Origin of the sequence: Borrelia anserina Es (assembly GCF_001936255.1) — a bacterium.
Classification (GTDB): Bacteria; Spirochaetota; Spirochaetia; order Borreliales; family Borreliaceae; genus Borrelia; species Borrelia anserina.
Window position 1 is genome coordinate 315,403 of sequence record NZ_CP013704.1, and the last position, 22,556, is coordinate 337,958.

At 28.8% G+C, this 22,556-nt stretch carries 20 protein-coding genes; 9 read left to right on the plus strand and 11 right to left on the minus strand.

Translation table 11 applies throughout. The features are described 5' to 3' along the window. Positions 1-17 precede the first annotated feature (17 nt). Genes N187_RS01515 through N187_RS01525 form a run of 3 tightly spaced genes read right to left on the minus strand, consistent with a single transcriptional unit; the run spans position 18 to position 1,990 of the window. The gene (locus N187_RS01515) at positions 18-854 is read right to left on the minus strand and encodes an NAD(+)/NADH kinase (RefSeq protein WP_025419514.1); all 837 of its coding nucleotides are present in this window, start codon (positions 852-854) and stop codon (positions 18-20) included. Continuing rightward, on the minus strand, positions 844-1,374 hold the full coding sequence (locus N187_RS01520; protein WP_025419515.1) for a chemotaxis protein CheW: 531 nt from the start codon (positions 1,372-1,374) through the stop codon (positions 844-846). Before N187_RS01520 ends, N187_RS01515 begins: the two co-directional genes overlap by 11 nt. Positions 1,375-1,396: 22 nt before the next feature. Continuing rightward, entirely contained in the window at positions 1,397-1,990 is a 594-nt protein-coding gene (locus N187_RS01525) for an SAM-dependent methyltransferase (protein ID WP_025419516.1), read from the minus strand. 55 nt (positions 1,991-2,045) lie between these two features. Here N187_RS01525 and N187_RS01530 point away from each other — a divergent pair, with 55 nt between their 5' ends. Together N187_RS01530 and N187_RS01535 are read left to right on the plus strand one after the other, a co-directional pair. Beyond that, a complete protein-coding gene (locus N187_RS01530; RefSeq protein ID WP_075550307.1) occupies positions 2,046-3,092 on the plus strand; it encodes a polyprenyl synthetase family protein in 1,047 nt (348 codons plus the stop codon). Continuing rightward, on the plus strand, positions 3,089-3,775 hold the full coding sequence (locus N187_RS01535; RefSeq protein WP_025419517.1) for a tetratricopeptide repeat protein: 687 nt from the start codon (positions 3,089-3,091) through the stop codon (positions 3,773-3,775). Before N187_RS01530 ends, N187_RS01535 begins: the two co-directional genes overlap by 4 nt. Here N187_RS01535 and N187_RS01540 read toward each other — a convergent pair. From N187_RS01540 to N187_RS01560, 5 genes are all read right to left on the minus strand, one after another. After that, positions 3,762-4,568, minus strand: a complete 807-nt coding sequence (locus N187_RS01540; protein ID WP_025419518.1) for a membrane protein — start codon at positions 4,566-4,568, stop codon at positions 3,762-3,764. The two genes, N187_RS01535 and N187_RS01540, sit on opposite strands and share 14 nt — an antisense overlap. Continuing rightward, a complete protein-coding gene (locus tag N187_RS01545) occupies positions 4,569-5,501 on the minus strand; it encodes an ABC transporter permease (RefSeq protein WP_025419519.1) in 933 nt (310 codons plus the stop codon). Then, positions 5,498-6,958: an ATP-binding cassette domain-containing protein gene (locus N187_RS01550; RefSeq protein ID WP_025419520.1), complete on the minus strand. Its 1,461-nt coding sequence runs from the start codon at positions 6,956-6,958 to the stop codon at positions 5,498-5,500. Before N187_RS01550 ends, N187_RS01545 begins: the two co-directional genes overlap by 4 nt. Positions 6,959-6,961: 3 nt before the next feature. Then, positions 6,962-8,005, minus strand: coding sequence for a BMP family ABC transporter substrate-binding protein (locus N187_RS01555; protein WP_025419521.1), 1,044 nt, complete (start codon positions 8,003-8,005; stop codon positions 6,962-6,964). Positions 8,006-8,414: 409 nt separating this feature from the next. Beyond that, positions 8,415-9,506, minus strand: a complete 1,092-nt coding sequence (locus N187_RS01560) for a hypothetical protein (RefSeq protein ID WP_025419522.1) — start codon at positions 9,504-9,506, stop codon at positions 8,415-8,417. Between the two features lie 208 nt (positions 9,507-9,714). On the opposite strand from N187_RS01560, the gene N187_RS05000 reads away from it, so the two are divergent. The 3 genes from N187_RS05000 (at position 9,715) to N187_RS01570 (ending at position 11,625) form a co-directional block, all read left to right on the plus strand. Beyond that, positions 9,715-9,849, plus strand: a complete 135-nt coding sequence (locus N187_RS05000; protein ID WP_257787719.1) for a hypothetical protein — start codon at positions 9,715-9,717, stop codon at positions 9,847-9,849. 168 nt (positions 9,850-10,017) lie between these two features. After that, positions 10,018-11,139, plus strand: a complete 1,122-nt coding sequence (locus tag N187_RS01565; RefSeq protein ID WP_025419523.1) for a LysM peptidoglycan-binding domain-containing protein — start codon at positions 10,018-10,020, stop codon at positions 11,137-11,139. A 105-nt stretch (positions 11,140-11,244) separates the two neighbouring features. Further along, positions 11,245-11,625, plus strand: a complete 381-nt coding sequence (locus N187_RS01570; RefSeq protein WP_025419524.1) for an outer membrane protein assembly factor BamD — start codon at positions 11,245-11,247, stop codon at positions 11,623-11,625. Positions 11,626-11,645: 20 nt separating this feature from the next. Here N187_RS01570 and N187_RS01575 read toward each other — a convergent pair whose 3' ends face one another. The 3 genes from N187_RS01575 to N187_RS01585 all read right to left on the minus strand — a co-directional run bounded on the left by N187_RS01575 (position 11,646) and on the right by N187_RS01585 (position 16,604). Next, a complete protein-coding gene (locus tag N187_RS01575; protein ID WP_025419525.1) occupies positions 11,646-12,761 on the minus strand; it encodes a vWA domain-containing protein in 1,116 nt (371 codons plus the stop codon). A gap of 66 nt (positions 12,762-12,827) precedes the next feature. After that, positions 12,828-15,695 (minus strand): periplasmic flagellar collar protein FlcA, encoded by a 2,868-nt coding sequence (gene flcA / locus N187_RS01580; RefSeq protein ID WP_075550308.1) that lies wholly within the window; start codon positions 15,693-15,695, stop codon positions 12,828-12,830. Positions 15,696-15,710: 15 nt separating this feature from the next. Continuing rightward, entirely contained in the window at positions 15,711-16,604 is an 894-nt protein-coding gene (locus N187_RS01585) for a 1-acyl-sn-glycerol-3-phosphate acyltransferase (protein ID WP_025419526.1), read from the minus strand. Between the two features lie 201 nt (positions 16,605-16,805). On the opposite strand from N187_RS01585, the gene N187_RS01590 reads away from it, so the two are divergent. The 4 genes from N187_RS01590 to N187_RS01605 all read left to right on the plus strand — a co-directional run bounded on the left by N187_RS01590 (position 16,806) and on the right by N187_RS01605 (position 22,548). Next, complete coding sequence (locus N187_RS01590; RefSeq protein WP_025419527.1) at positions 16,806-18,398, plus strand: peptide ABC transporter substrate-binding protein; 1,593 nt, start codon at positions 16,806-16,808, stop codon at positions 18,396-18,398. Between the two features lie 384 nt (positions 18,399-18,782). Then, complete coding sequence (locus N187_RS01595; RefSeq protein WP_025419528.1) at positions 18,783-20,360, plus strand: peptide ABC transporter substrate-binding protein; 1,578 nt, start codon at positions 18,783-18,785, stop codon at positions 20,358-20,360. A 205-nt stretch (positions 20,361-20,565) separates the two neighbouring features. Further along, positions 20,566-21,486, plus strand: a complete 921-nt coding sequence (locus N187_RS01600) for an ABC transporter permease (RefSeq protein ID WP_025419529.1) — start codon at positions 20,566-20,568, stop codon at positions 21,484-21,486. A gap of 9 nt (positions 21,487-21,495) precedes the next feature. Then, positions 21,496-22,548: an ABC transporter permease gene (locus tag N187_RS01605; RefSeq protein WP_025419530.1), complete on the plus strand. Its 1,053-nt coding sequence runs from the start codon at positions 21,496-21,498 to the stop codon at positions 22,546-22,548. The last annotated feature ends 8 nt before the right edge of the window (positions 22,549-22,556 follow it).

Below are 22,556 nucleotides of genomic sequence, written 5' to 3' on the forward strand. Positions count from 1 at the left end.
TAAAAATAAGATATATATTATAATAACTTATTTTTAAGTCTTCTAACAAAAGTATCCGTACAAAATGATGCAAAACGCAAACTCTTATTATCAAGTCCTAACTCAAAAACAATATCAATCCCAAATTTACCAATATTAACGCCATCAACGAAAATCGAGGCTGAATTTAACGCATACCCTTTCTGAAATGAAAGTGAAAGATTACTCCCGCCTGAAAAAACGAAAGAACGATTATAAACAGAATGCGGAGAAATAGGTGTTAAGATAAAAGCCTTAAGATCTGATTCTAAAATAGCACCACCTGCTGAAAAAGAATACCCAGTCGAGCCTGTAGGAGTGGCAAATATTATCCCATCACTCCTATATGAAAGAAAATCTTCCGAATTAACCTTAAGATTTACATAAATCAACTTATTAAGAATACTAGAACGAATAATCACATCATTTAAAGCATACCTAGTAAATATATTATTTCCATTCTCATAAGCACTAATATTAAGCAAATATTTTTTATGAATAACTAAAGAATTATCAAAAAACTTATCTATTACTTCCTTAAAATCTTTAGGTTTTATGTCCGCTAAAAATCCCACTTTTCCCAAATTTATAGAAATAATTGGGATATCGATATCATTTTTCAAAAGCAAGCTACTAGCTAATAAAACTGTACCATCCCCACCCAAGGTTATTGCAAAAATCAAATTATCCTCAGTTAATGACTCCGAAGATTGATTAATCCCTGCAAACAAGCTTAAAATACCATATTTATGCTCTAGATATGTCTGTATCTCACAAGCAAGAACTTCAGCATCTGAGCTTGAATAATTTACATAAATGAGAACCTTACTCTTCATCTTTATCCTTGTATGGAATCCTATCAAATTCACTCTTGTCAAATATCCGTTCAATATCAATTAAAATTAAATATTCACTATCAAAATTTTCATTATCCTCAATCCTAACAATACCAGATATATATTTTCTATCCAAAGTTTGCAAAGTAGCAGGAGGCTCCTGTATCTTAGATGCATCAAAGCTAATAACCTTTAAGACCTTATCTACAAATATCCCTAAAAGCTTACCTTTAATATTAACTATTAAATAACCTGTTAAAAGCTTATCTTCTTCCGTCGTATAAACAGAAGGAATTTTAAATCTCACATTTAAACTCACTAAAGGAATAACATTCCCCCGAAGATTATAAATACCAGTAATATAATCAGGAACATTGGGTACTGCATATATACCTTCTAAAGGAACTTTAATTACTTCTCTAATGTGCTCTATTGCAACTCCATAACTCTCTTTGCCTATTTTAAAACATGCAACTTGCAAATTAAAATTTTTTTCCATAACTTTTTCTTTTACAAACATATCCCAATACCCTTAAAGTAACTTAAATATTTACCTCCAATCCAATAAAATCTTTAGACAAAAAATAAATTTCAAATGAATTTTTTCGAACAGCTTTAGGCCTAATTTTTTTGACAAGCCTGAAATAACTCTTAAGCCTATAAAAAAGCTGTTCTTCTTCACCTCCTTGAAAAACCTTAATTAATAAATTTCCACCTTTTGCTAAGATCCCAAAAGCCAATTCAACTATTCTCATATTCAAGTTAAAAGAAATGCTTGTATCAACTAATCTATTACCAGTGGTTTTAGGAGCCGCATCACTCACAATCAAACTATAAGGTGCAAAAGTCTTGACATTTTGACAAACTTCATCAATATATATATCACCTTTGATAAAATAGAAATTATTAGCGAAATTAAGATTTATATCATTAAGGTCAACGGCAACAAGTACCCCTTTTTTAAGTCTACCATAAGCATATTGAGAAAAACTGCCAGGAGACGCACCAATATCTAGTACATTACCAGAAGAAAACAAAGAAAATTTCTTATCAATTTCAATCAACTTATAAACAGATCTAGCAAGATATCCTTCTTTTTTAGCTCTTTGTGAATACTTATCAACAACATTATACATATTGATTCTCTCTTAAATAAACCCAAAACTTATACTTTTTATTATAATTATAATTATGCAAAATAAATCATTTTTAGATAAGATCGAAAAAAATATTAATAACATTTTTTCAAAAGATTATTTTCTCAACCTCTTTAAAGACAAAGACTTAAAGTTAAAACTTAATATAAAAGAAAGTATAATAAAGACAATCCAAGCGCCAGCAATTGAAATTATAAATAGAGGCGGAAAGAGAATAAGACCGATGCTAATGATTTTACTAGCACATGCATTAGGATATAACAATAGTTATACCGAGGACCTATACAAACTAAGCTTGCTACTTGAATTACCTCATTCTGGAAGTCTAATTATCGATGATATAGAAGATGGAGCTACTAAAAGACGGGGTAGACCTGCTATCCACTTAATTTATGGACTAGATAATAGTATTAACACAGCAAATTTAATTTACTTTCTGCCTGCAAAATTAATACAAACTTCAAACTTAAAGACAAGTCATAAATTATTAATCTACGAAAATTTCTTTACAACTCTCTTAAATCTTCACTTAGGACAAGGAACTGATATTGCATTGCACAATGGAACATATATTCCAAACGTTGAAGAATACATATCTTTAGTTGAACTTAAAACAAGCTCTCTTTTTGGAATGGCTGGATTTTTAGCTGGAATACTCACAAACAATGAAAATAAAGCAAAAAACCTTTATAACACATTCTCAAAACTTGGAACCTGTTTTCAAATAATAGACGATATCAAAAATATTAAAGATGGAATTGATGGCAAAGATTTTGGAGATGATTTAATTGAAGGGAAAAAAAGTCTGCCTATAATATACTTTTTAAAAGAAAAAAAATTTAATGAACAAATTATTCAAGAACTAGACAAAATTAAAAACAAACCTATAGATAAATCAAGGGAAAAAATATTAAAATTGAGCAATATGATTAACTCATCAAGAGCTATCCAAGATGCTTCAAGCCTTGCAATGTCATACCTTAACAAATTCATAGAAGAATTAAATTCATATACATTGCTAAACGAATATAAAGAAATGATAATAGATATTGTCAAAAAAATAAAAGAGGAAAATTTATGAAAAAATATGCAATCATATTAGTCTGGATAAACATCACCACTACTCTCTATGCAACAACTTCTACAAAAGATAAAGGTACAGATAGAAAAAAAATAGATGAACTTTATACAAAATCAATCTTACTCAAAGAGCTAAAAAAATATAATGAATCTAAAGCATTGTTAATGCAAATTATAGATAAAGATCCAAAACAAGTTGACGCATACTTACTAATAGCAGAATTAGAATACTTACTAAATAACTGGTTAGAAGCAATTAAACAAACAAAAACTTATCTACAAATAATTGATTTTAAAGATACAAAAAATTATCTTGACATTTCATGGGCATACTTTCTCATTGGAGAAACACAAAACTCAATGGACCATATAATAAAATTTATTCAAGATAATCAAGAATTACTAAATACAAATATATATATATTAATTGACACTATCTTAAAAAAAGGGTTTTATCATTTCATACAAGATGAAGATTTAATGTTTAATTTAATACTAAATACTATTTTTCAAATAGAAACATATGATGACACAATATTAACTATTTTGCTAAATAGTTTAGCTATCATCAAACAAATTCCCTTTTATGAATTTAATAAAATCAAAATCAAAGACCTAGAACTACAAATTAGATGCTTAAAAAAACTCAAAAACTCAATAAATGATATTGCTAAAATAGCTTAGTTTTCCTAAAAATAGAAACAAATATATTAACTAATATAGCCATATAAAAGGGTAATGAAAGAGCAAAATAAGAATTAACATAATCCTGCAAATTGAAAAACTTATATTCAACAAATACCATAAAGAATGCAATTGGAAAAATAAGCCAAGGATTTGCAAATGCAATATATAATATACAAACAGCAAGCCAACCATTATTTAGACCCAAATTATAAGAATAAACATTAAAATTTATAGCAAGAAATGAACCTGCAATACTTGACGAGATTACGGATATAAAAATAGCAAAAGATTTAAAATCATTACTAATTTGCTCACCCAATATATTTTCACAATCACTCGAACGAATAAACTCAAAAACTATTCTAACCCTTGAATAACTTATTACATAAATACTAAAACCTAAGAAAATGAAAAAAAATATAACAAAACAAACAATAGAAAGATCATTATGAATATTCAAACTAAATCCTGGAATAAAATCGAAATTAGATGTCATTAAAATTCTGACTAAAAAATAGCATAATATATTAATTCCTATACCCGCTATAAAAATGTTATAACCATTCCTTACAATCAAAGATAAAAAAAACCCAAAGATCAAATTAATCAGAACCGTTATAATAACTGAGGGAAAAATCCCATATCCCAAATAAATAAAAAGAGATGTCAAAAAAGCAGATAAAAAGGAAATTCCTTCAATCGATATATTTAGAAGTCCTACTCTTTCGGTATAAAGAATTCCGAGTGCCAAATATGCAAATATTATAGAATGCAAAAAAATACCAAACATCTACTTTTTACCTGAATTAATCAAAAATAATGAGACAAAAATCGAAATAGCCTGATATAAACCAATAAATTCAAATTTAAACGAATAATTTATTTTAAGATAATTATTAAACTCATTAAGTGTTGCAAAAAATAAACTAAAAAATAATACATACGCATAACTAAAACCTGAAACTACAGCCACAACAAAACCATTCCAACCCAGCCCAGAGGTTAATCCTAAAAATAAATAGTTCTTAAAAAAAATTAAAAATATTGAACCCACAAGTCCATTTAAAAAAGCACTAGAAAATACTGTAAAAAACTTATACTTAAACTCATTAATACTAAAAAATTTGCTTAGTGTCTTCCTATCACTTAATATCTCAAGTTTTAATCCTAAAATAGTTCTTTTATGAACAAATACATAACATCCCCAAACCACAATACTAAAAAAAAGCAAATATGGAAAAGCAGTATCAAGAGCAAATATCTTATTAATACTTTTTGTCTGATTTAAAAGTCCATTTGTACCTAAAAGCTTTGATATAAATCCATCAACCAACCTCTGATTTCCATAAGACATCAAAAGGCCTGTAAGCATTCCATTAACTCCACAAAAAAATGTTAACAAAAAAGGAATAACTCCTATCACACCAACCAAAAATGAGCTTAATACCATTATTAATACAAAACTAAAGTATGTAAGTCCACAAAATTCACAAAACACATATGATAAAAATGCTCCACAATAAACTTGACCTTCATCGCCAAGAGTTAAACTATTACTCCTAGCACAAGTTGAAATTCCTGTTGCAATTAATAAGAGCAACATAAAATTCCACAATATCACCTTTATATAAGAAAAACTAAAAAAGCCATCAAAAAAATAGCTAATACCTAGTACACTAAGTGAAAATATTAACAAAATATATCCTCTTCTAAATTTCTTCATATAAACAACATTTCCTTTAAAGTTGCTTTGTTAACATGTTCCCTTTTTAAACTCAATACAACCTCACCAGCCTTTATTGCTAAAATATCATCTGATAAAAGAAAAAGCTCATCTAAATTAGGAGTAATTAATAATATAGGTTTCTCATTAGAAAAATTACGGATAAAATTAGCTATCTCAATATATGCCCTATAGTCTAAATTACTAAGAGGTGAAAAACAAATTAAAAAGCTTTTTGTAATATATTTCTCTCTAAAAAGAGCAAGTTTTTTTAAAGTCCCTCCAGAGAATGCCAAAGACTTAGAATAAAAAGTCTTAAATATCTTGCTATCACAATATTCCATATCGTCCTTAAAAGATTTTTTAAGCTTATTAATGGTAGATTGCTTAATAAAAACTTCATTTTCAAAAGTCATTATCTTAACTAAAAAGCCATCCAATATAGTAGTATTATCAGAAAACAAATTACCAATTCCTAAAGGTAAAAATCCGGCCTTTAGTTCACAAAAATTAATATGCTCATATCTATAACCATTCATTTTTATGCATCCCACAAAAGGAATTTTACCCAAGAATAGTTTTTCCCATGTTTTTATTGCTGCATCTTCTGCAATAATTCCTAAAACTCCTCTTTTTTTTAAAGAAAAACTAATATCATACTTCCAGAAATCTTCAAAAAATAAATTAAATTTTATAAAATCTTCGTTTGACAACCTACAATGTCTAATACTCGTATCAATAAACTTATCAGCAGGAATTTCAAGCTTGCTAAGTATTATTTCTTTATTTGTTGTTCTGAAACATTTTCCCTCTTTTAAAATAATAAATTCGTCACTAAACTTTATGGCATCCCCAATCTCTCTATGCGTAACAAAAAGAGAAGTAATGCCTGCCTTTTTGAGATCTTGAAGCAATTTAATAAACTCTTTAGCCTCTTTTTGGGAAAAGTAAGCCACACTCTCATCAAAAATAATTATCTTTGCATTTTCCTTAAGAGAAGAAATAATAAGCAAAAGATATGTTTCTTTAATATTCAAATCTTGTATACAGATCTCTAGATCAAAATCAATATTATAAAATTGCCTAAGCCATTTATAATATCTATAAGTTTTAGATCTACTTATTGGCATAAAAAATTGAGAATCAAACCAATAAATACTAAGATACTCCCAAACTTTTAAGTTCATATCAAGTTTTGGAACCTGCGACACAATATAAATGCCATTACTTTTTGCCATGTCCACATTCCAGTTTTTCTGCCTATTACTGTTTACAAATACATCACCACTATCAAAATGAATAAATCCAGCTATAATTTTTGATAAAGTACTCTTACCTTCCCCATTTCTTCCAATTACAGTCAAAATTTTAGCTTCCTCAATTCTTAAATTAACACTATCCAGAATAGGCTTTTCAACATCAGGAAAGGATTTTACTATATTTTTAAACTCTACCATAAATCATTCTAAATCTATTTTGATTCCAGTATCATTAATCTCTATCATCTTTTCTTCAAGACTCTTTTTAAGCTTTACATCAATCTTCTCTAAATAAAATTTATTGAACATATTAAACGAGATCCCCTTTTCTTTAAAGCCAAGCACCTTATAAGTTCCATATTCAAGATCTCCTTTGAGAGCATCACTTAAAACTTTTTTTAAATAAAGCCCTTGATTTGTAATGCCTGAACCAATAATATTATCTTTATTATCCAAATAATCCTCACTATCAAAAAGAACAGCAAAAACACCATGCTCACGAACCGACGAGAGAACTCCTTTAATAGCTGTACCCACAATTGGCAGAATTACGGAAACTCCCGAACTTAAAATTAAAGAGTCAGATAAAATTTTTGCCCTATTACTATCATGCCAATTTCCCAAAGTTCTAAAGAATACTTCTGAATCTATAATTTCTTTAACACCATTTTTGAAATAAGGAAAAATATAATTATTCATAACAGGATACTCTTGTCCAGCAATCAAAGCAACATTCTTATTAGATAGACTAGCATCCTTTAAAAATAAACCCACATAATAACCCAATATGTAAGCTTCTTCTGCAACATTATAAGAGAGTGAATACACCTGAGGATTAATATTCTTAACCAAAGAATCAAAAAGCAAGAATTTAGTATAAGGATAATTTTGGGAAATTTTATCAATAATGCCCTGCATTGAATTATTTGTAGTTATCAAAAAATCATAATTTTTAGAATTTAATAATTTTTCAAGCAATTCTATCCATTCATGCTGATTAAACCCAGCTTCGAATAACTTAACCTCAATATCACTCCTACCCTTTTCAAATTCAATCAAAAAATCATACATCGCTTTATAAGAAGGTGAACCACTAATGATTCCAGGAATGAACAACGCAATTTTTTTATTATTAGATAAAGACTTATATTCTCTAATTTTAAAAAAATTAATATAAACAAACAAGAATAAGCAAGTTATTGAAACAAAAATCCAAAAAATCCTAAAGAAAAGAGATCTATTCACAGAAATAAAACACCTTTTTCTCATATAAACGAAATCAATCCTGATAATATGAGAGCAAAACGGCATAACATCAAAAACCTAAAACTCAAAATAAAATCACCTTCCTCAAAAAAGTTTCTTTGTAAAAAGATATCATAAAAGTCTCTATCACGTCTAACTCTATTGATCAAATTTTCTTAAAAATATTAGCCCGCAAGATAATCAATATAATAAAAATTCAAAAGAGAAACTTTCAAAATAAAAATTCCTTAAGATTATACCATAAAAATTACCCAAACTCATGATAAAACACTTAATAACCAATAAACTGAAACCACACACAAAAATTACATAAAATAATGTTAGAATTTGACATTTATATTCTTAATAAATTTAGCAAATTTCATATCTAAATGCATCCACACCAAAATTAAAACTCTCCAGGTCTTAACAAATAAAATTCGTTAATATTCAAATTACTAGGAATATCACCATTCGTACGAACCAAATACATTTTAAAAGAATGAATGGTTTTAAAAAACTTTTTTATTAAAGATGATTGATTTTTTCTATAATTTTCGAAAAATTTTAACATAGACCTATGAATAGATGCTTTATTAAACACATCAGAAGAAAGATTAATAATATCTTCTGTAAAGAAAAACACGTTAGCCAAAAAAATGAAATTATTAAAAAGAATACCTATTCTACCCCTTAGATAATGAACATAATTTACCATGTCAACTCTATTTCCTAAGGTATAATTTTTATCTTCTAAACCCCACTTCGAATATATAGTATTAAATTTAGGGTCTCTTAATAGGTAATCATATATAAAATTAAATCTAAAACTATATTCAACATACTTTGAAAATATGCTATTCAATTGCCTATCATACATAGAAATAAAAGTTTCACGAGAAACCTCTTTCAAACTTTGAATTACATTTTGTGAAACAGAGTCATTAGTTTTATATAAAAAAGAATTACCATCCCAAAGTAAAATGCTAGTGCCTGCCGAGATCCAATATTCATTCTTGTTATAATGTTTAACAAGCCCATCAAAAACACTAACAAAATAATTATTAAAGTATTCACAATTGACATAAAATTTTGCTGGCGAATCAGTCATAAAAAAATAATTATTTATATCCACAGAAAATGAGGAACCTTGAACAACCTCATAAATCACTACCTCTAAACTACCCTTAAATAAATATACTTTTGCATCCTGCATATCTTTAAGAGAAGAATAACAAATAAGACTATGCGTATTAGAATATAAGGTCAAATCCGATGCAACACCATTTATTCCATATAAACCTATTTTAATTTTAGAATTATCTCCCACTTCAATAAAATCATACTCAAAAATCTCATCCCCCAAATCTAGTTTGACAGGAATGGCATTCCTTATAATATTAATACGTCCTTCTATTTCTTTAATAGACGCTACTTGAGAGAATAAGAATAATTGCGAGGATAAAAGCAAAAGGATAACGATATATGATTTCAAAATCAAATCTTCCTCTTTTCTCAAATTTTATGAGATTAATTATATCTTTTTTTAAAAAGATTTACTAACTTTAATAAAAATAAAAAATACGTTATAATTTTAAGAAAGCATAAAAATAATACTTGACATCAAGCCTATTCTTTAGAGAACTTAAGGCTTGACAAAAGCTATACAGTTTATGTAGGTAATCTTATATCAAAAGGATGTATCTATTATGAAAAAAAACAAATTATTATTTTCAATATTGGCCATATTTACTCTTTCACTAATTTCATGTGAGACACCTCCAGAAGAAAGAACATGTGGAAATTACAAAATTTCAAAGACATCTCAAAGGAAAGGAATCTAGACTAGTGATAAAATAAAATGAAACATAATATGTGCAGCAAAAATTGCATAATGTAAAATTGTGTAATAATATACTACTTAAAGACTTTATACAAAGATAAAAGAATTGCTGCCTAAGAGCAAAAATTATTAATTTATGTGGCCAATATCACACAAAAAGGATGTATTTATGATAAAAACAAGCAAGTCATTATTTTTAATATTATCCATATTTACTATTTCACTAATTTCATGCGAGACACCTCCAGAAGAAAAAAAGAGTGCAAACTCCAAAATTTCAAAGGAAGAAACTGGAGATACAAAAAGAGATATTGAAAAGATAAAAAGTGATGTCATAAAAGAGAGAGGGAACATTTTCTATTCTAAGGAATTTAATGAAGCTGAAAAGCTTGAAAAAAAGATGAGAAAAGAATTCGAAGAGGAAAAAATTAAAGAAGGAAACGAAACTGCTCTAAAAGTATTAGAAAGGTATAGAAACATTGCAAGAGACACAATTGAAAAAAAAGAAAAAATAAATTATCTGAAAGAAAACATTGAAAAATACCTAAATGATGCTGAAATTAATGAAGCATATATATGGATCCCGTTAGAAATCGACGAAGTAAATAACTTATATTTTGAGGCAACAAGAAAATACAAAATGTATGATATCGAAAGTTCTCTTGGAATGTATAGTAAAGCATTTAATAAGGCACAACACACTGCTAAAAAAGCAAAAGAAGCAAGAGCCCTTAAGGAAACAGAAGAGAGAATGTATAAACAATTAAAAGCATTAGAAGCTGCTTCTAATCTTCCCATTTACAACAACAACAAACTTATTAAACCATCACCATGGAACGGAAGAGCTTTACTTAAGGATAAAGATGGACGCGTAAACCTTTTAGATTCCCAAGAAAAAATTTACTTACTTGGGCAGCTAGATTCATTAGTACTCGCTTATGAAGAGCAAACTGAAGAGGTAAAGAAACCAGATTCAAATAAACTCAAAACACTTCAACTCATCGAAAAAGCCAGACAACTATGGGAACAAGGACTTGAAGCTAAGCATCTTAATAATCTTAGACTTGCAAACGAACTATTTTTAGATTCTGCAAGATACTTAAATGCTTATCAAAGCTATGCAAGTAAGGAATTATATATAATTCAAATTGGAAATACCTTATGGGGCATTTCTAAGAAATTATATAATGACCCTTATTTATGGCCTAAAATCTGGTTTGCAAACAGACAAAAAATTCAGAATCCAGACTTAATACATAAAAATTGGAAAATAATAATTCCTTCTAAATAAAAAAACAAAAAAAGGAAACAGGCTCATGCTTGTTTTCTTTTTTTATATCTAATAAAATTAATTTAAGTAAATTTTTCTTACAAAAATAAAATAAGAGAATAAAAAATGAAGAAATTAACATTAACATTAACAAGTATAATACTCTTTTCCTGTTACACAGCAGCCCACTTAAACAAACAACTCACAAAAGAAACCCCTTACAGGATTTACTTAAGAGAAGCCCAAAAGACAACTAATGTTAATGATTATCAATCTGCTTTAAAAATATATGAAAAAATGATTGAAAACTACAAAGACAATGAAAGTATTATTGCCATTGGCAAGTATGAAATTGCATTCATATATTACTTGACAAATAAAAAAGAAAAATCAAAAAAGCTCCTTGAAGAATTAATACAATCTAATATACAAACACCTAAATGGATCATCCCTCTATCGAAAAAGATAATAGAAAAAATAAAAACCAAATCAAAAGATAAACCCTAACACTCAATTAATAAAAACAACTACTTAAGCAATATTCCGTAAATTGTAATATCTTTTTCTTTAGCCGCTCTAATAACATCTTCATAAACTATAGGACCTCGGGGATACTCATGTGGAGGTGCATCACCTAATACAATAATAAACCTATTATCTGCCCTCCAATCAAACTGAGTAATAGCAGCATTAACTCCTTCAAATACTGCTTCAGGATAATCTCCTCCACCACCTATATTAATACTTTCAAGCATATTGAGCAAATATTCTTTACCATTAAAATCAAAAGATCTTGTTAAAAAATCTTCAAGATAATCTTTATAAAATACAAAACCTACCCTATAAGACTTAAATTGATTTAGATGAGGTTCTACCATATCAAAAAGATGCTCCTTTAAAATTTCAATATGACTCTTCATACTATCAGTCACGTCAATAACAAAAACAAGATCTAAATCAGCAAGTGAATCTTCTGATTTTTCTAAAATATTTTTTATTTTATCGATAACATCAAGTCCTTTCTCAGCAGTAACAACATTATCAGAAAACCTAGAAAATCCCTCTTTAAAATCATTACTCTCAATCGTACCTTCCAGTTGAGTGTCCCCAAAGAATAGCTCATAAGCATTATCCTTATACCGACCTAAATAATCATTATATTTTTTCTCAAAAGTTCTAATTGAAAACCAAAAAGGCTCTCCCTTTCTCTTTAAAACCTCTAAATCAATATCACCACTTCTTGTTGAAAAATTAGGAAAACCATATCTCAATTTCTTAGGTATTAAGATATGAAAAACTTGTCCAAATCTTTTATCTTGAACAGGTGTAGAAGATGTCAATGATAAAAGATGTCTATTTTGAATAACCCTACCATTTAAAATTCTAATCTCATCTCCATTGACTCTATTATATTCTAACGTCCTAAATGAATAAGTAGAAACATCCTTACTTTTATCTGGAATTTCAAAAGACTCAGTTAAAATAACTGATTCAATACCTGGTTTTTTTCTAACAAAAAGATGAAAACCATCCTCATGAGCTTCAACATATACATCGTCATTATTAATACTTAAGTGGTCACTCATTGAAAAAAATAAATTTAATGTAATCAACAAGGAAATAACAAAGACAGCTTTTTTCATATAAACCCTTACACATTAATTAGGCAACCTTATATGCCACCTTAAAACTAACAAACTCTAAAAAATTTAAAGATTATCAGCCAAATTATCATAAAACAAAATCTTAGAATCAACAAAATCATTCTTAAAAACACTTCTAAGATTTAAACTAGCAAGATCTTTCTTAATATTTTTCACCATATCATCATCACGATTTAATAGATCAAACATTCTAGAAGATTCGGTCAAATTTGCAATTCCCGAATCAAAAAGATTACTATCTTTAACAACGTTATATCCAGCTCTATCACCAAAAGATGCTCTTATTTCAACAATACCAAGATTATTGTAAATCTCAATTTGTTTTACCAATAAAGCTTTATGATGATCATTCTCTTTGGGTTTAAAACCCAAAATGCTAGACTTTTCTGATTCTAAATTCTGCAATACTCTTAAATAATAAGTCCTAGCAGCTTCAAAATTACCCATTTTATAAAGAACAGACGCAATTGAATTTAAAACTTTATTACTATTTGCAAATCCGAACATGTTTTCAACTTTAAATAAATAAGTTAATGCATCTTTATAATTACTTTCCTTATAATTGAGCAATGCCAACTTATAATAAACATCTGGAGAATTCACCCCTTCATTTATTGCCATCTCATAAGAAGAGATAGCTGCTTTAAAACCATTTAAATATCTAAGAATATCTCCCTGTTTTTCATAAATCAAAGCAAGCTCTCTAGATCCTTTAACAATACCATTTCTCCTATAAAAATCATATTCATTTAAAGCCAGATTAATAATGTTACTTGCTTTAAGAGTATCATTTCCTTTTTCATAAATATCTGACAAAATTCTATAAGCAATAATCTTTTCAGAGGCATTTTCAACTAAATCTTCCTTTCTAAAGCTATCTAATGCTGTTAATAAATAACCTTCTGATTTTTTAAGATCGCCCATATAATAAAAATATCTACCACTCTCAAAGAGAGCCTTATTATAATAAGGATTTTTCAACAAAATCCTTCTAAGAATATATTCAATCTCTGAATTTAGATTAACATCACTTAAAGTATTAGATACACTTTTTTCATTTCCTGTTTTAAGACCAGGAAACTCTTTATTAAGTAAGTTCATTTGAGCACTTAAATGTTTCAGATTTCTAGAAAGAGTATTTATCCTTTTATTATAAACTGTAAATCTAAGATATCTATCTATCAATTTTTTAGCATATCTAGTATAAACTACCTCATCAATATCTAATCTTTCATTTGCCTTAATAAAAGCATTCACATTTTCTGCCTCTCTCTCAGCACCAGCTTCAATATATACATTAAAAAGCTTAAATAAAATTTCCTTTCTACGCCCATATTTTGAAAGCAAAATAGTGTAATTATTAATGCTATCTTTGTAATAGGCAGGATCTATCTGAGCCCACTGAAAATAATTATTACCCTTAGTCATTAATGCTTCATAATCATAAATAGCATGAGATATAACCTCATCCAAAATCGAATTGGCAGCAGCATACTCACCAAGTCTCATTTTCATAGAAGCATAAGATATATACCCATCTTTATCAAAATTTTTGCGCCGTCTATCATCAGCTCCCAAAGAAAATGGATCAATGGTAAATAATTCTTCGTATTTTTCCTCAGCACTATCAAAATCTCTCACATCTTCAAAAGCCTTAGCATAAGCTAGAAACCATCTTTTGTTAGGACGCATATAATATGCATCTTTAAAAGCAGCTTTAGCAAGATCTCTTTTATTTTCATATATATATGATATTCCCTCTTTATATTTTCTATCAGATGCAATATAAAAAAACATAACATCAACCAAAAAATAAAAAGATAAAAAGGTTAAAATAACAAAAAGGAATGCAATCTTAAATATTGAAGATAAAGCTTTATAAGCTCTATAGCTAAATTTCCTTTCAAGTTTACTAAATTCCTCTGCTTTATAATACATAACTGGCAACTGAACAGAACGGCCAACGATATCTCCAACAAATTTAGCAATAAACCTAAGTCCCTTGTTATTTTGTTCAATAAGATCAACTAATGCTTCAATCTTATATCTAGAAACATTTTCTAACATCAAAGCCTCAGCAATAGCAATTCTCAAATTTCTAGGATAAGAATTTAAATTTTTAAAAAATAAAGGATAATTAATTTCAAAATCATATTTACCAGAAAATCCTTTCTGGCCATCTTCCAAAAATCTAAAATCATCAGAAAGATTAGACCAATCATTCTCTTCATCATCACTAAGATTCGCAGAACTTTCATTAGAAATGCCAGAAACAGATTCATTACTAGAAGGAATTTCTAACTGATCACTTTTCTCATCTGATACAGTTAGACTACTAATCATATTCTCAAGGTCAAAATCATCATCACTATCATTAACAGATTCCTGGTTCAGATTATCATCACCAATCTCATCATCAAGAAGTTTACTAGAATTTAATACATCTGAATCCAAATCACTACCTGCATCTAAATTTTGCAAACCATTAGCATTATCTAAATCGAAATTAACAACACCATCTAAACTAACAGAATTATCATCAAGAACTTTATTAAGATTTTCTTCAAGATTAGGACTTAAAACATCAAAATCATTATTTAAATCATTAAATTCAGGCTTAATATCTACCCTTTTAGAATCTTTTAATAAAATATTATTCTCATCATATGAGTCCTTCTGAACTTCCTCACTATCCAAGGCACCAAGAATAGAATCTAAATCAAGCTCTTCCTCATCAGGTTCTTCTCCTAAATCAAAGACTTCTCTCTGACTTTCCCAAGGAACAATAATTTCCCCTTCCTTAGGAGGTTCAATATCCATGTTAATACCAAAAAGCTCTTTTTTAGCTCTCTCATCAGAAATACTATCTAATATTTCTCTTTTAAACTTATTTATTTTCTCTATATCAGGCATACTACAAACAGAACCCTAACTTAAATCATTATATATCTTGGATCCCTCTTTATGAAGAACCTCAAAACGTTTTTCTAAATCATCAGCGATTCTAGAACCCAAAATTTCTTTTGTCGGTTTTAATCCTTCCTGACTTAACTTCTCTAAAATTAAATTTTTGTACTCAAATATATCTAATATTTCTGTTGCATTATACACAAGAGTATCCTCTTTAAAAACATCACAAGACATATCTTCGTTTGATGCAACTTCAAGAATGTTTCCGTTAATACCAACCATCATAAAATAATCAAAAAGCTTAAAGTAACTTGAAATTTCTGAAATTATTCTTTTAGTCTCAGGCCTACCTTTCCTATATCTTGTGGCAGTTGGAAAAATAAGAATCATATACCCACTACTCTTTTTATCCACAATACATCTCATAGAATTAGAATTAAAAACTCGCCTTTCTCTGATTGTCTCCTGATCTACTCCAACAAATGCATGCGGAGGATAAATAAATATTACGCTATAACCCAAAGATAAAGTCTTAATTAACAAATCATCTTTAAAAAGTTTAACACCAGCTATAGGAACAATATGCTCTGCAACTTCTTCATAGCCCATTTTATTAAGCAAAAACTGAAAACAAGGAAAATCAAAATTGCTATAGTGTTCCATTAATATGATTGAGGACTTGCCAGATTTGGATTTTTCATAAAGTTTCAAAACATTTTGAACACCAACAATAGTAGAATTCTCCTTAAGAAGCCTTTTAATCATTGTATCAACCAAACTCCTGCTAACAGAATCTGCTTCATGATATGAATTATTCAAACAATTCATCTTTTCAATAGCTTTAAATCTACTAAGGAACTCACTCTTAATACCTTTAAAATATTTGTTAAAACTCTCGTTCTGTATAAACATAAAACTCAATCCTTTAAAGTTCTTGAAAAACAATATACTAGCATATCAAAAATATTTCATGTAACATATGTGTATGTAAACGTTCTATATAATTATACTTTATTTATTTAGCAAATTAAAGTAAAATCCACTCAAGTATGTTAAACAAGAATAATTCAAAAGAAACATAAAAAACACTTAATGAAATAAGGAGAATGAATTATGAAATACAAAATAATAATTATTTTATCTTTTTTGATTGCATGGTTAGCTTCCTGTTCCAATGATGAGCAGAAAGATAAAATAACATTTAGGGTAACGAATGAAGCTGAGCCCGATTCACTGGATCCCCAACTTGCTACATCTTCTCAATCATTTAACATAATTATGAACACATTTGCAGGTTTAACAACAAGAGATACAAAAACCGGGGGACATAAACCAGGACTAGCTAAATCGTGGGATATATCTGATGATGGAACTGTATATACATTTCACTTAAGAGAAGGTGTCATTTGGAGTGATGGAGTTCCTATTACTGCTGAAGGTATTCGCAAGTCTTACCTTAGAATATTAAATAAAGAAACAGGTTCACAATATGTCGATATGGTAAAGTCAACAATCAAAAATGCACAGGATTACTTTGAGGGTAAAATATTGGAATCGGAACTTGGTATCAGAACTATAAATAATTCAACCTTAGAAATAACTTTAATTGCTCCAAAACCTTACTTTCCTGACATGCTAATCCATCAAACATTCATACCAGTACCAATTCATGCTATTGAAAAATATGGAAATGACTGGACAAAACCTGAAAATATGGTAGTAAGTGGCGCATACAAATTAAAGGAAAGAATCCCAAACGAAAAAATAGTGCTTGAAAAAAATGATAAGTACTATAATGCTTTAAATGTTGACATAGACGAAGTAATATTTTATCAGGTACAAACCAATACTGCTTATAATATGTACATAAATGATGAGCTTGACTTTTTAATGAAAATATCAACAGAATATTTAGATGAAGCTAGGCTAAGAAATGATTACTATTCTCACCCTATAAACAGAGTAAACTACCTGTCATTTAATATCAATGCTAAGCCACTTGATAATGTAAAGATTAGGGAGGCTTTAAGTCTTGCCATTGACAGAGAAGCACTCAACAAGATTACTCTAAAAGGACAATCAGAACCAACAAGAAACTTAACCCCAAATTTGGAAAACTATTCTTACGGAAAACAATTAAAATTATTTGACCCAAATAGAGCAAAACAACTACTAGCTGAAGCTGGCTACCCTAACGGAGAAGGCTTTCCTACTCTTAAATATAAGACCCCAAAACGCGATGGAATGGCAATAACCGCAGAGTTCTTACAAGAACAATTTAAAAAAGTACTAAACATCAACATCGAAATTGAAATTGAAGAGTGGAATACATTCCTAAGCAATAGAAATATAGGTAATTACCAAATGTCACATATGGGATGGGCAGGAGATTATATGGATCCACTAACATTCCTTGAAAGTCTATTTACAACAGAAAATCAAGGATTTGGAGCATATGGTTATTCAAACAAAGAATATGACAATTTAATAAAACAATCTAATTTTGCAAAAGATCCAATAGAAAGGCAAGAAATCTTAAGAAAAGCTGAGGCAATAATCATAGAACAAGACTTCCCCATAGCTCCATTATCAATACTTAAATCACACTATCTATTCAGAAATGATAAATGGACTAATTGGATTCCTAATGTTGCAGAAGCTTATCTCTATGAAGAAATAAAATATAAGAGAGAATATACTAATTAACAAAATGATAATAACTTAAGAGTTAATAAAGTAATAAGAAAAATAACAAAAGATCTACCACTTCTATAGATTAGTTTATAGGAGTGGTAAGTGTAACATAATCTTAGATTGTAAAATCACTTCAAATTTTCTGTAGTTGTATTTCTATTTAATAGTAGTTAATTATTTTATCCCGTAAATTATACTATTTACCTAATATAATCTCATCCATTATCTCACAATATCCTATATTGTAGGCTTCCCTCATTGATCTCTTTATACTTATAAATAATCTATGGTATAATTAATTTTCTTATCAATAAATTAAATGGTTCAACTAAAACTTTTAGTTGGAAAAACTTTTAGTTGGGTTAGGGGTAACTTTAATAGACAGGAGATAAAAGAATGAAAATAAAACAACAGCTATTTATAATATTTTTCTTCATAGCTATTTTATCCTGTAGCAAGGAAAACAGCAAAGAACATTCATCATTCAAAATCACAATGGGAGGAGAACCTAAATCAATAGACCCTCAATTAGCTGAAGATAAAATAGGTGCCCATATAATTGCACAAATGTTTAGTGGCATAGTAGAAGGCGATTCAAAAACTGGCGGATACAAACCAGGATTAGCTAAATCGTGGGATATATCTGATGATGGAACCGTATATACATTTCACTTAAGAGAAGGTGTTATCTGGAGCGATGGAGTTCCTATTACTGCTGAGGGTATTCGCAAGTCTTACCTTAGAATATTAAACAAAGAAACAGCATCAAATTATGTTGGTATGGTGAAGTCAACAATCAAAAATGCAAAAGATTACTACGAGGATAAAATATCGGAATCGGAACTCGGTATCAGAGCTATAGATAATTCAACTTTAGAGATAACTTTAATTGCTCCAAAACCTTACTTTCTCGACATGCTAGTTCATCAAACATTCACACCAATACCAATTCATGCTATTGAAAAATATGGAAATGACTGGACAAAACCTGAAAATATGGTAGTAAGTGGCGCATACAAATTAAAGGAAAGAATCCCAAACGAAAAAATAGTACTTGAAAAAAATGATAAGTACTATAAATCTAAAGATGTTGAATTACAAGAAGTAATTTTCTATACAATAACTGATGCTTCAACTGCATACAGAATGTATGAAAATAACGAAATAGATGCACTCTCAATTATCCCACCTGACTTAATAAAAGAAATAAAACTAAGAAATGATTATTACTCATCTGCTATTAATGGTCTTTACTACTTTTCATTTAACACACAAATTAAGCCACTTGACAACGTAAAAGTCAGAAAAGCTTTAACACTTGCGATTGATAGAGAAACATTAATGAAAAAAGTTATAAACAATGGCTCTATTCCTACAAGAAATATAACCCCAACCTTTAATCACTATTCTTACGGAAAACCACTAAAATTATTTGATCCAAATAGCGCAAAACAACTACTAGCTGAAGCTGGTTATCCTGATGGTGCAGGTTTTCCTGAACTAACAATCAAATATAATACAAGTGAAAGTCACAAAAAAATTACTGAATTTATTCAAAATCAATGGGCAAGAATTTTAAATATCAAAGTTAAACTTGAAAACGAAGAATGGGCATCATTCTTAGAAACTAAACAAAAGGGAAACTATGAAATAGCAAGAGCTGGTTGGATAGGAGACTACTCAGATCCATTAACATTCTTAAGCTTATTTCAAAAAGAGTTTTCCCACTTTTCATCATATGAATACTTTAACAAAGAGTATGAAAATTTAATAAATCAATCTGATATAGAACAAGATCCAATTAAAAGACAAGATATTTTAAGAAAAGCCGAGGCAATAATTATAGAACAAGATTTTCCCATTGCACCAATATACATATATGCAGGAAATTACTTATTCAGAAATGATAAATGGACTGGTTGGTCACCTAATATTTCAGAAAGATTTTATTTCTCTGAACTTAAAAGAAAATAATCAAATAACAAATGAACAGACATCTACCATAAATATCCTAGTGGATGTCTGTTCATTAACGATATTTAAAAAAATCATTACACACAAATAAACACTAATTTGCAAAACAAATAAAATAAATTTAGACTTTTTTGAAAAATATGCAATTTGATATGTTATAATGATTAATTATACAATAAAAATTTCTATCAAAATAGGAGCTACTATGTTAAAGTTTACTGTGCAAAAGTTAATGGAAGCAATACCAACTTTAATAGTAATAACTTTTTTGTGTTTTTTAATAATGAAACTTGCTCCCGGAAATCCATTTGATTCTGAAAAACCTATAGACCCCCAAGTAAAAGAAAAACTAATGCAAAAATACCATCTTGACAAACCTTTTTATATACAAGCTTACTACTACATCACAAACATTTTAAAAGGAGACTTTGGACCATCATTAGCAAAGAAAGATTTTAATGTAAATCAATACATAAAATTAGGATTTCCTAAGTCATTTACAATCGGAATAATAAGTTTAATAACGTCTCTTACACTCGGAATTTTTCTTGGATCATTGGCAGCAATCAATAAAAATACTCCCACCGACTATATAATAAGAACAGTAGCAATATTTGGACTTTCCGTACCCACCTTTGTAATTGGACCTGTTTTACAATATTTTCTATCTGTCAAGTTGAAATTATTATATACTTCTGGATGGATCTCAGAACGTGGAGGTCTTACAAATTTAATTATGCCAATATTAACAATGAGTTTGCCATGGATAGCGATTTTTACACGCATTATTAGAGGTTCTATGTTAGAAATACTAAAGAGCGATTTTGTAAGAACAGCAAAAGCTAAAGGATTAAGCTTTAATGTAATAATAAGAAAGCATGTATTAATAGGCTCCATACTACCTATAGTAAGTTATATAGGCCCTGCATTTGCTGGCATAATTTCTGGCAGTATGGTTATTGAACAAATATTTAGAATTGCTGGAATGGGTACATTTACAGTAGAAGCATCTCTAAACAGAGATTACCCTCTACTCATGGGTTCACTATTAGTATATTCAACAATATTGCTCATTTCCATTTTAATATCTGATATTACCTACAAAAGACTTGACCCAAGAATATAGGAGAACAAAATGAACAAATATGAGGAACAAGACACACATTTTGAAATCCAAACAGCAAACAAAAGAGCTTGGTTAAGATTCAAGGAAAACAAACTCGCATTTTCCAGTATATTTATCATTGGATTTTACGTCTTAATCGCAATACTTCAGCCAATACTACCAACATACAAATACTACACTCAAGTAGTAGAACATGCGGATTTGCCACCATCTTTTAGGCATGCTGGACAACTCTGGTATGAAAAGGAACTCAACTTTATAAAAAGATTATCATCAAAAGAAAAACGAGAAATAAATGAAGAAGAAAAAGCAAAATTAGAAGACATAAAAAATAAAATAGAAACTGATATTCAAAAAATTAATGGAAAAGAAGTTAAAATACACAAAAGAATATATTTACTAGGAACAGACAGTCTTGGACGAGACTTGCTTGCAAGAATAATACAAGGAAGTCAGATATCAATATCTATAGGATTTATAGGAGCATTTATATCAATGATTATAGGCACCATAATAGGTGCAATAGCAGGTTTTTTTGGTAGTATTATCGACAAAATAATAACAAAAATAATTGAAATCCTTTATGTCCTACCCACTTTGCTTGTCATAATCACTTTAATGACTGTTATGGAAAGGAATATTATTGGATTATTTATTGCAATTAGTATTATTTCATGGCTAACAATTTCTAGGATTGTAAGAGGTCAAGTAAAATCACTTGCAAAATCTGAATTTATACAAGCTGCTAGAACGCTAGGCGCAACAAATAGAAGAATGATATTCAAACATTTAATTCCTAATAGCCTTGGCATGATAGTAATTATCACAACAATGAACGTCCCATCATTTATTATGCTCGAATCATTTTTATCATTTCTAGGCCTTGGAATATCAGCTCCAATGACAAGTTGGGGAGAATTAATAAAAAATGGAGTTCCAACATTCATTGAATACCCATGGAAAATTTTCATCCCAGCAGCAGTTATGACAATATTCCTACTATTCATGAACTTTTTAGGCGACGGATTAAGAGATGCGCTTGATCCAAAAGACAATCTTTAGGAGCAACT

What these genes read in the sequence shown, in the direction of transcription:
- N187_RS01530 (WP_075550307.1), top strand. Translation starts at nt 2,046, where the DNA reads ATGCAAAATAAATCATTTTTAGATAAGATCGAAAAAAATATTAATAAC.
- flcA (WP_075550308.1), bottom strand. Translation starts at nt 15,695, where the DNA reads ATGCCTGATATAGAGAAAATAAATAAGTTTAAAAGAGAAATATTAGAT.
- N187_RS01540 (WP_025419518.1), bottom strand. Translation starts at nt 4,568, where the DNA reads ATGTTTGGTATTTTTTTGCATTCTATAATATTTGCATATTTGGCACTC.
- N187_RS01520 (WP_025419515.1), bottom strand. Translation starts at nt 1,374, where the DNA reads ATGTTTGTAAAAGAAAAAGTTATGGAAAAAAATTTTAATTTGCAAGTT.
- N187_RS01535 (WP_025419517.1), top strand. Translation starts at nt 3,089, where the DNA reads ATGAAAAAATATGCAATCATATTAGTCTGGATAAACATCACCACTACT.
- N187_RS01605 (WP_025419530.1), top strand. Translation starts at nt 21,496, where the DNA reads ATGAACAAATATGAGGAACAAGACACACATTTTGAAATCCAAACAGCA.
- N187_RS05000 (WP_257787719.1), top strand. Translation starts at nt 9,715, where the DNA reads ATGAAAAAAAACAAATTATTATTTTCAATATTGGCCATATTTACTCTT.
- N187_RS01595 (WP_025419528.1), top strand. Translation starts at nt 18,783, where the DNA reads ATGAAAATAAAACAACAGCTATTTATAATATTTTTCTTCATAGCTATT.
- N187_RS01550 (WP_025419520.1), bottom strand. Translation starts at nt 6,958, where the DNA reads ATGGTAGAGTTTAAAAATATAGTAAAATCCTTTCCTGATGTTGAAAAG.
- N187_RS01585 (WP_025419526.1), bottom strand. Translation starts at nt 16,604, where the DNA reads ATGTTTATACAGAACGAGAGTTTTAACAAATATTTTAAAGGTATTAAG.
- N187_RS01525 (WP_025419516.1), bottom strand. Translation starts at nt 1,990, where the DNA reads ATGTATAATGTTGTTGATAAGTATTCACAAAGAGCTAAAAAAGAAGGA.
- N187_RS01575 (WP_025419525.1), bottom strand. Translation starts at nt 12,761, where the DNA reads ATGAAAAAAGCTGTCTTTGTTATTTCCTTGTTGATTACATTAAATTTA.
- N187_RS01570 (WP_025419524.1), top strand. Translation starts at nt 11,245, where the DNA reads ATGAAGAAATTAACATTAACATTAACAAGTATAATACTCTTTTCCTGT.
- N187_RS01565 (WP_025419523.1), top strand. Translation starts at nt 10,018, where the DNA reads ATGATAAAAACAAGCAAGTCATTATTTTTAATATTATCCATATTTACT.
- N187_RS01515 (WP_025419514.1), bottom strand. Translation starts at nt 854, where the DNA reads ATGAAGAGTAAGGTTCTCATTTATGTAAATTATTCAAGCTCAGATGCT.
- N187_RS01590 (WP_025419527.1), top strand. Translation starts at nt 16,806, where the DNA reads ATGAAATACAAAATAATAATTATTTTATCTTTTTTGATTGCATGGTTA.
- N187_RS01600 (WP_025419529.1), top strand. Translation starts at nt 20,566, where the DNA reads ATGTTAAAGTTTACTGTGCAAAAGTTAATGGAAGCAATACCAACTTTA.
- N187_RS01545 (WP_025419519.1), bottom strand. Translation starts at nt 5,501, where the DNA reads ATGAAGAAATTTAGAAGAGGATATATTTTGTTAATATTTTCACTTAGT.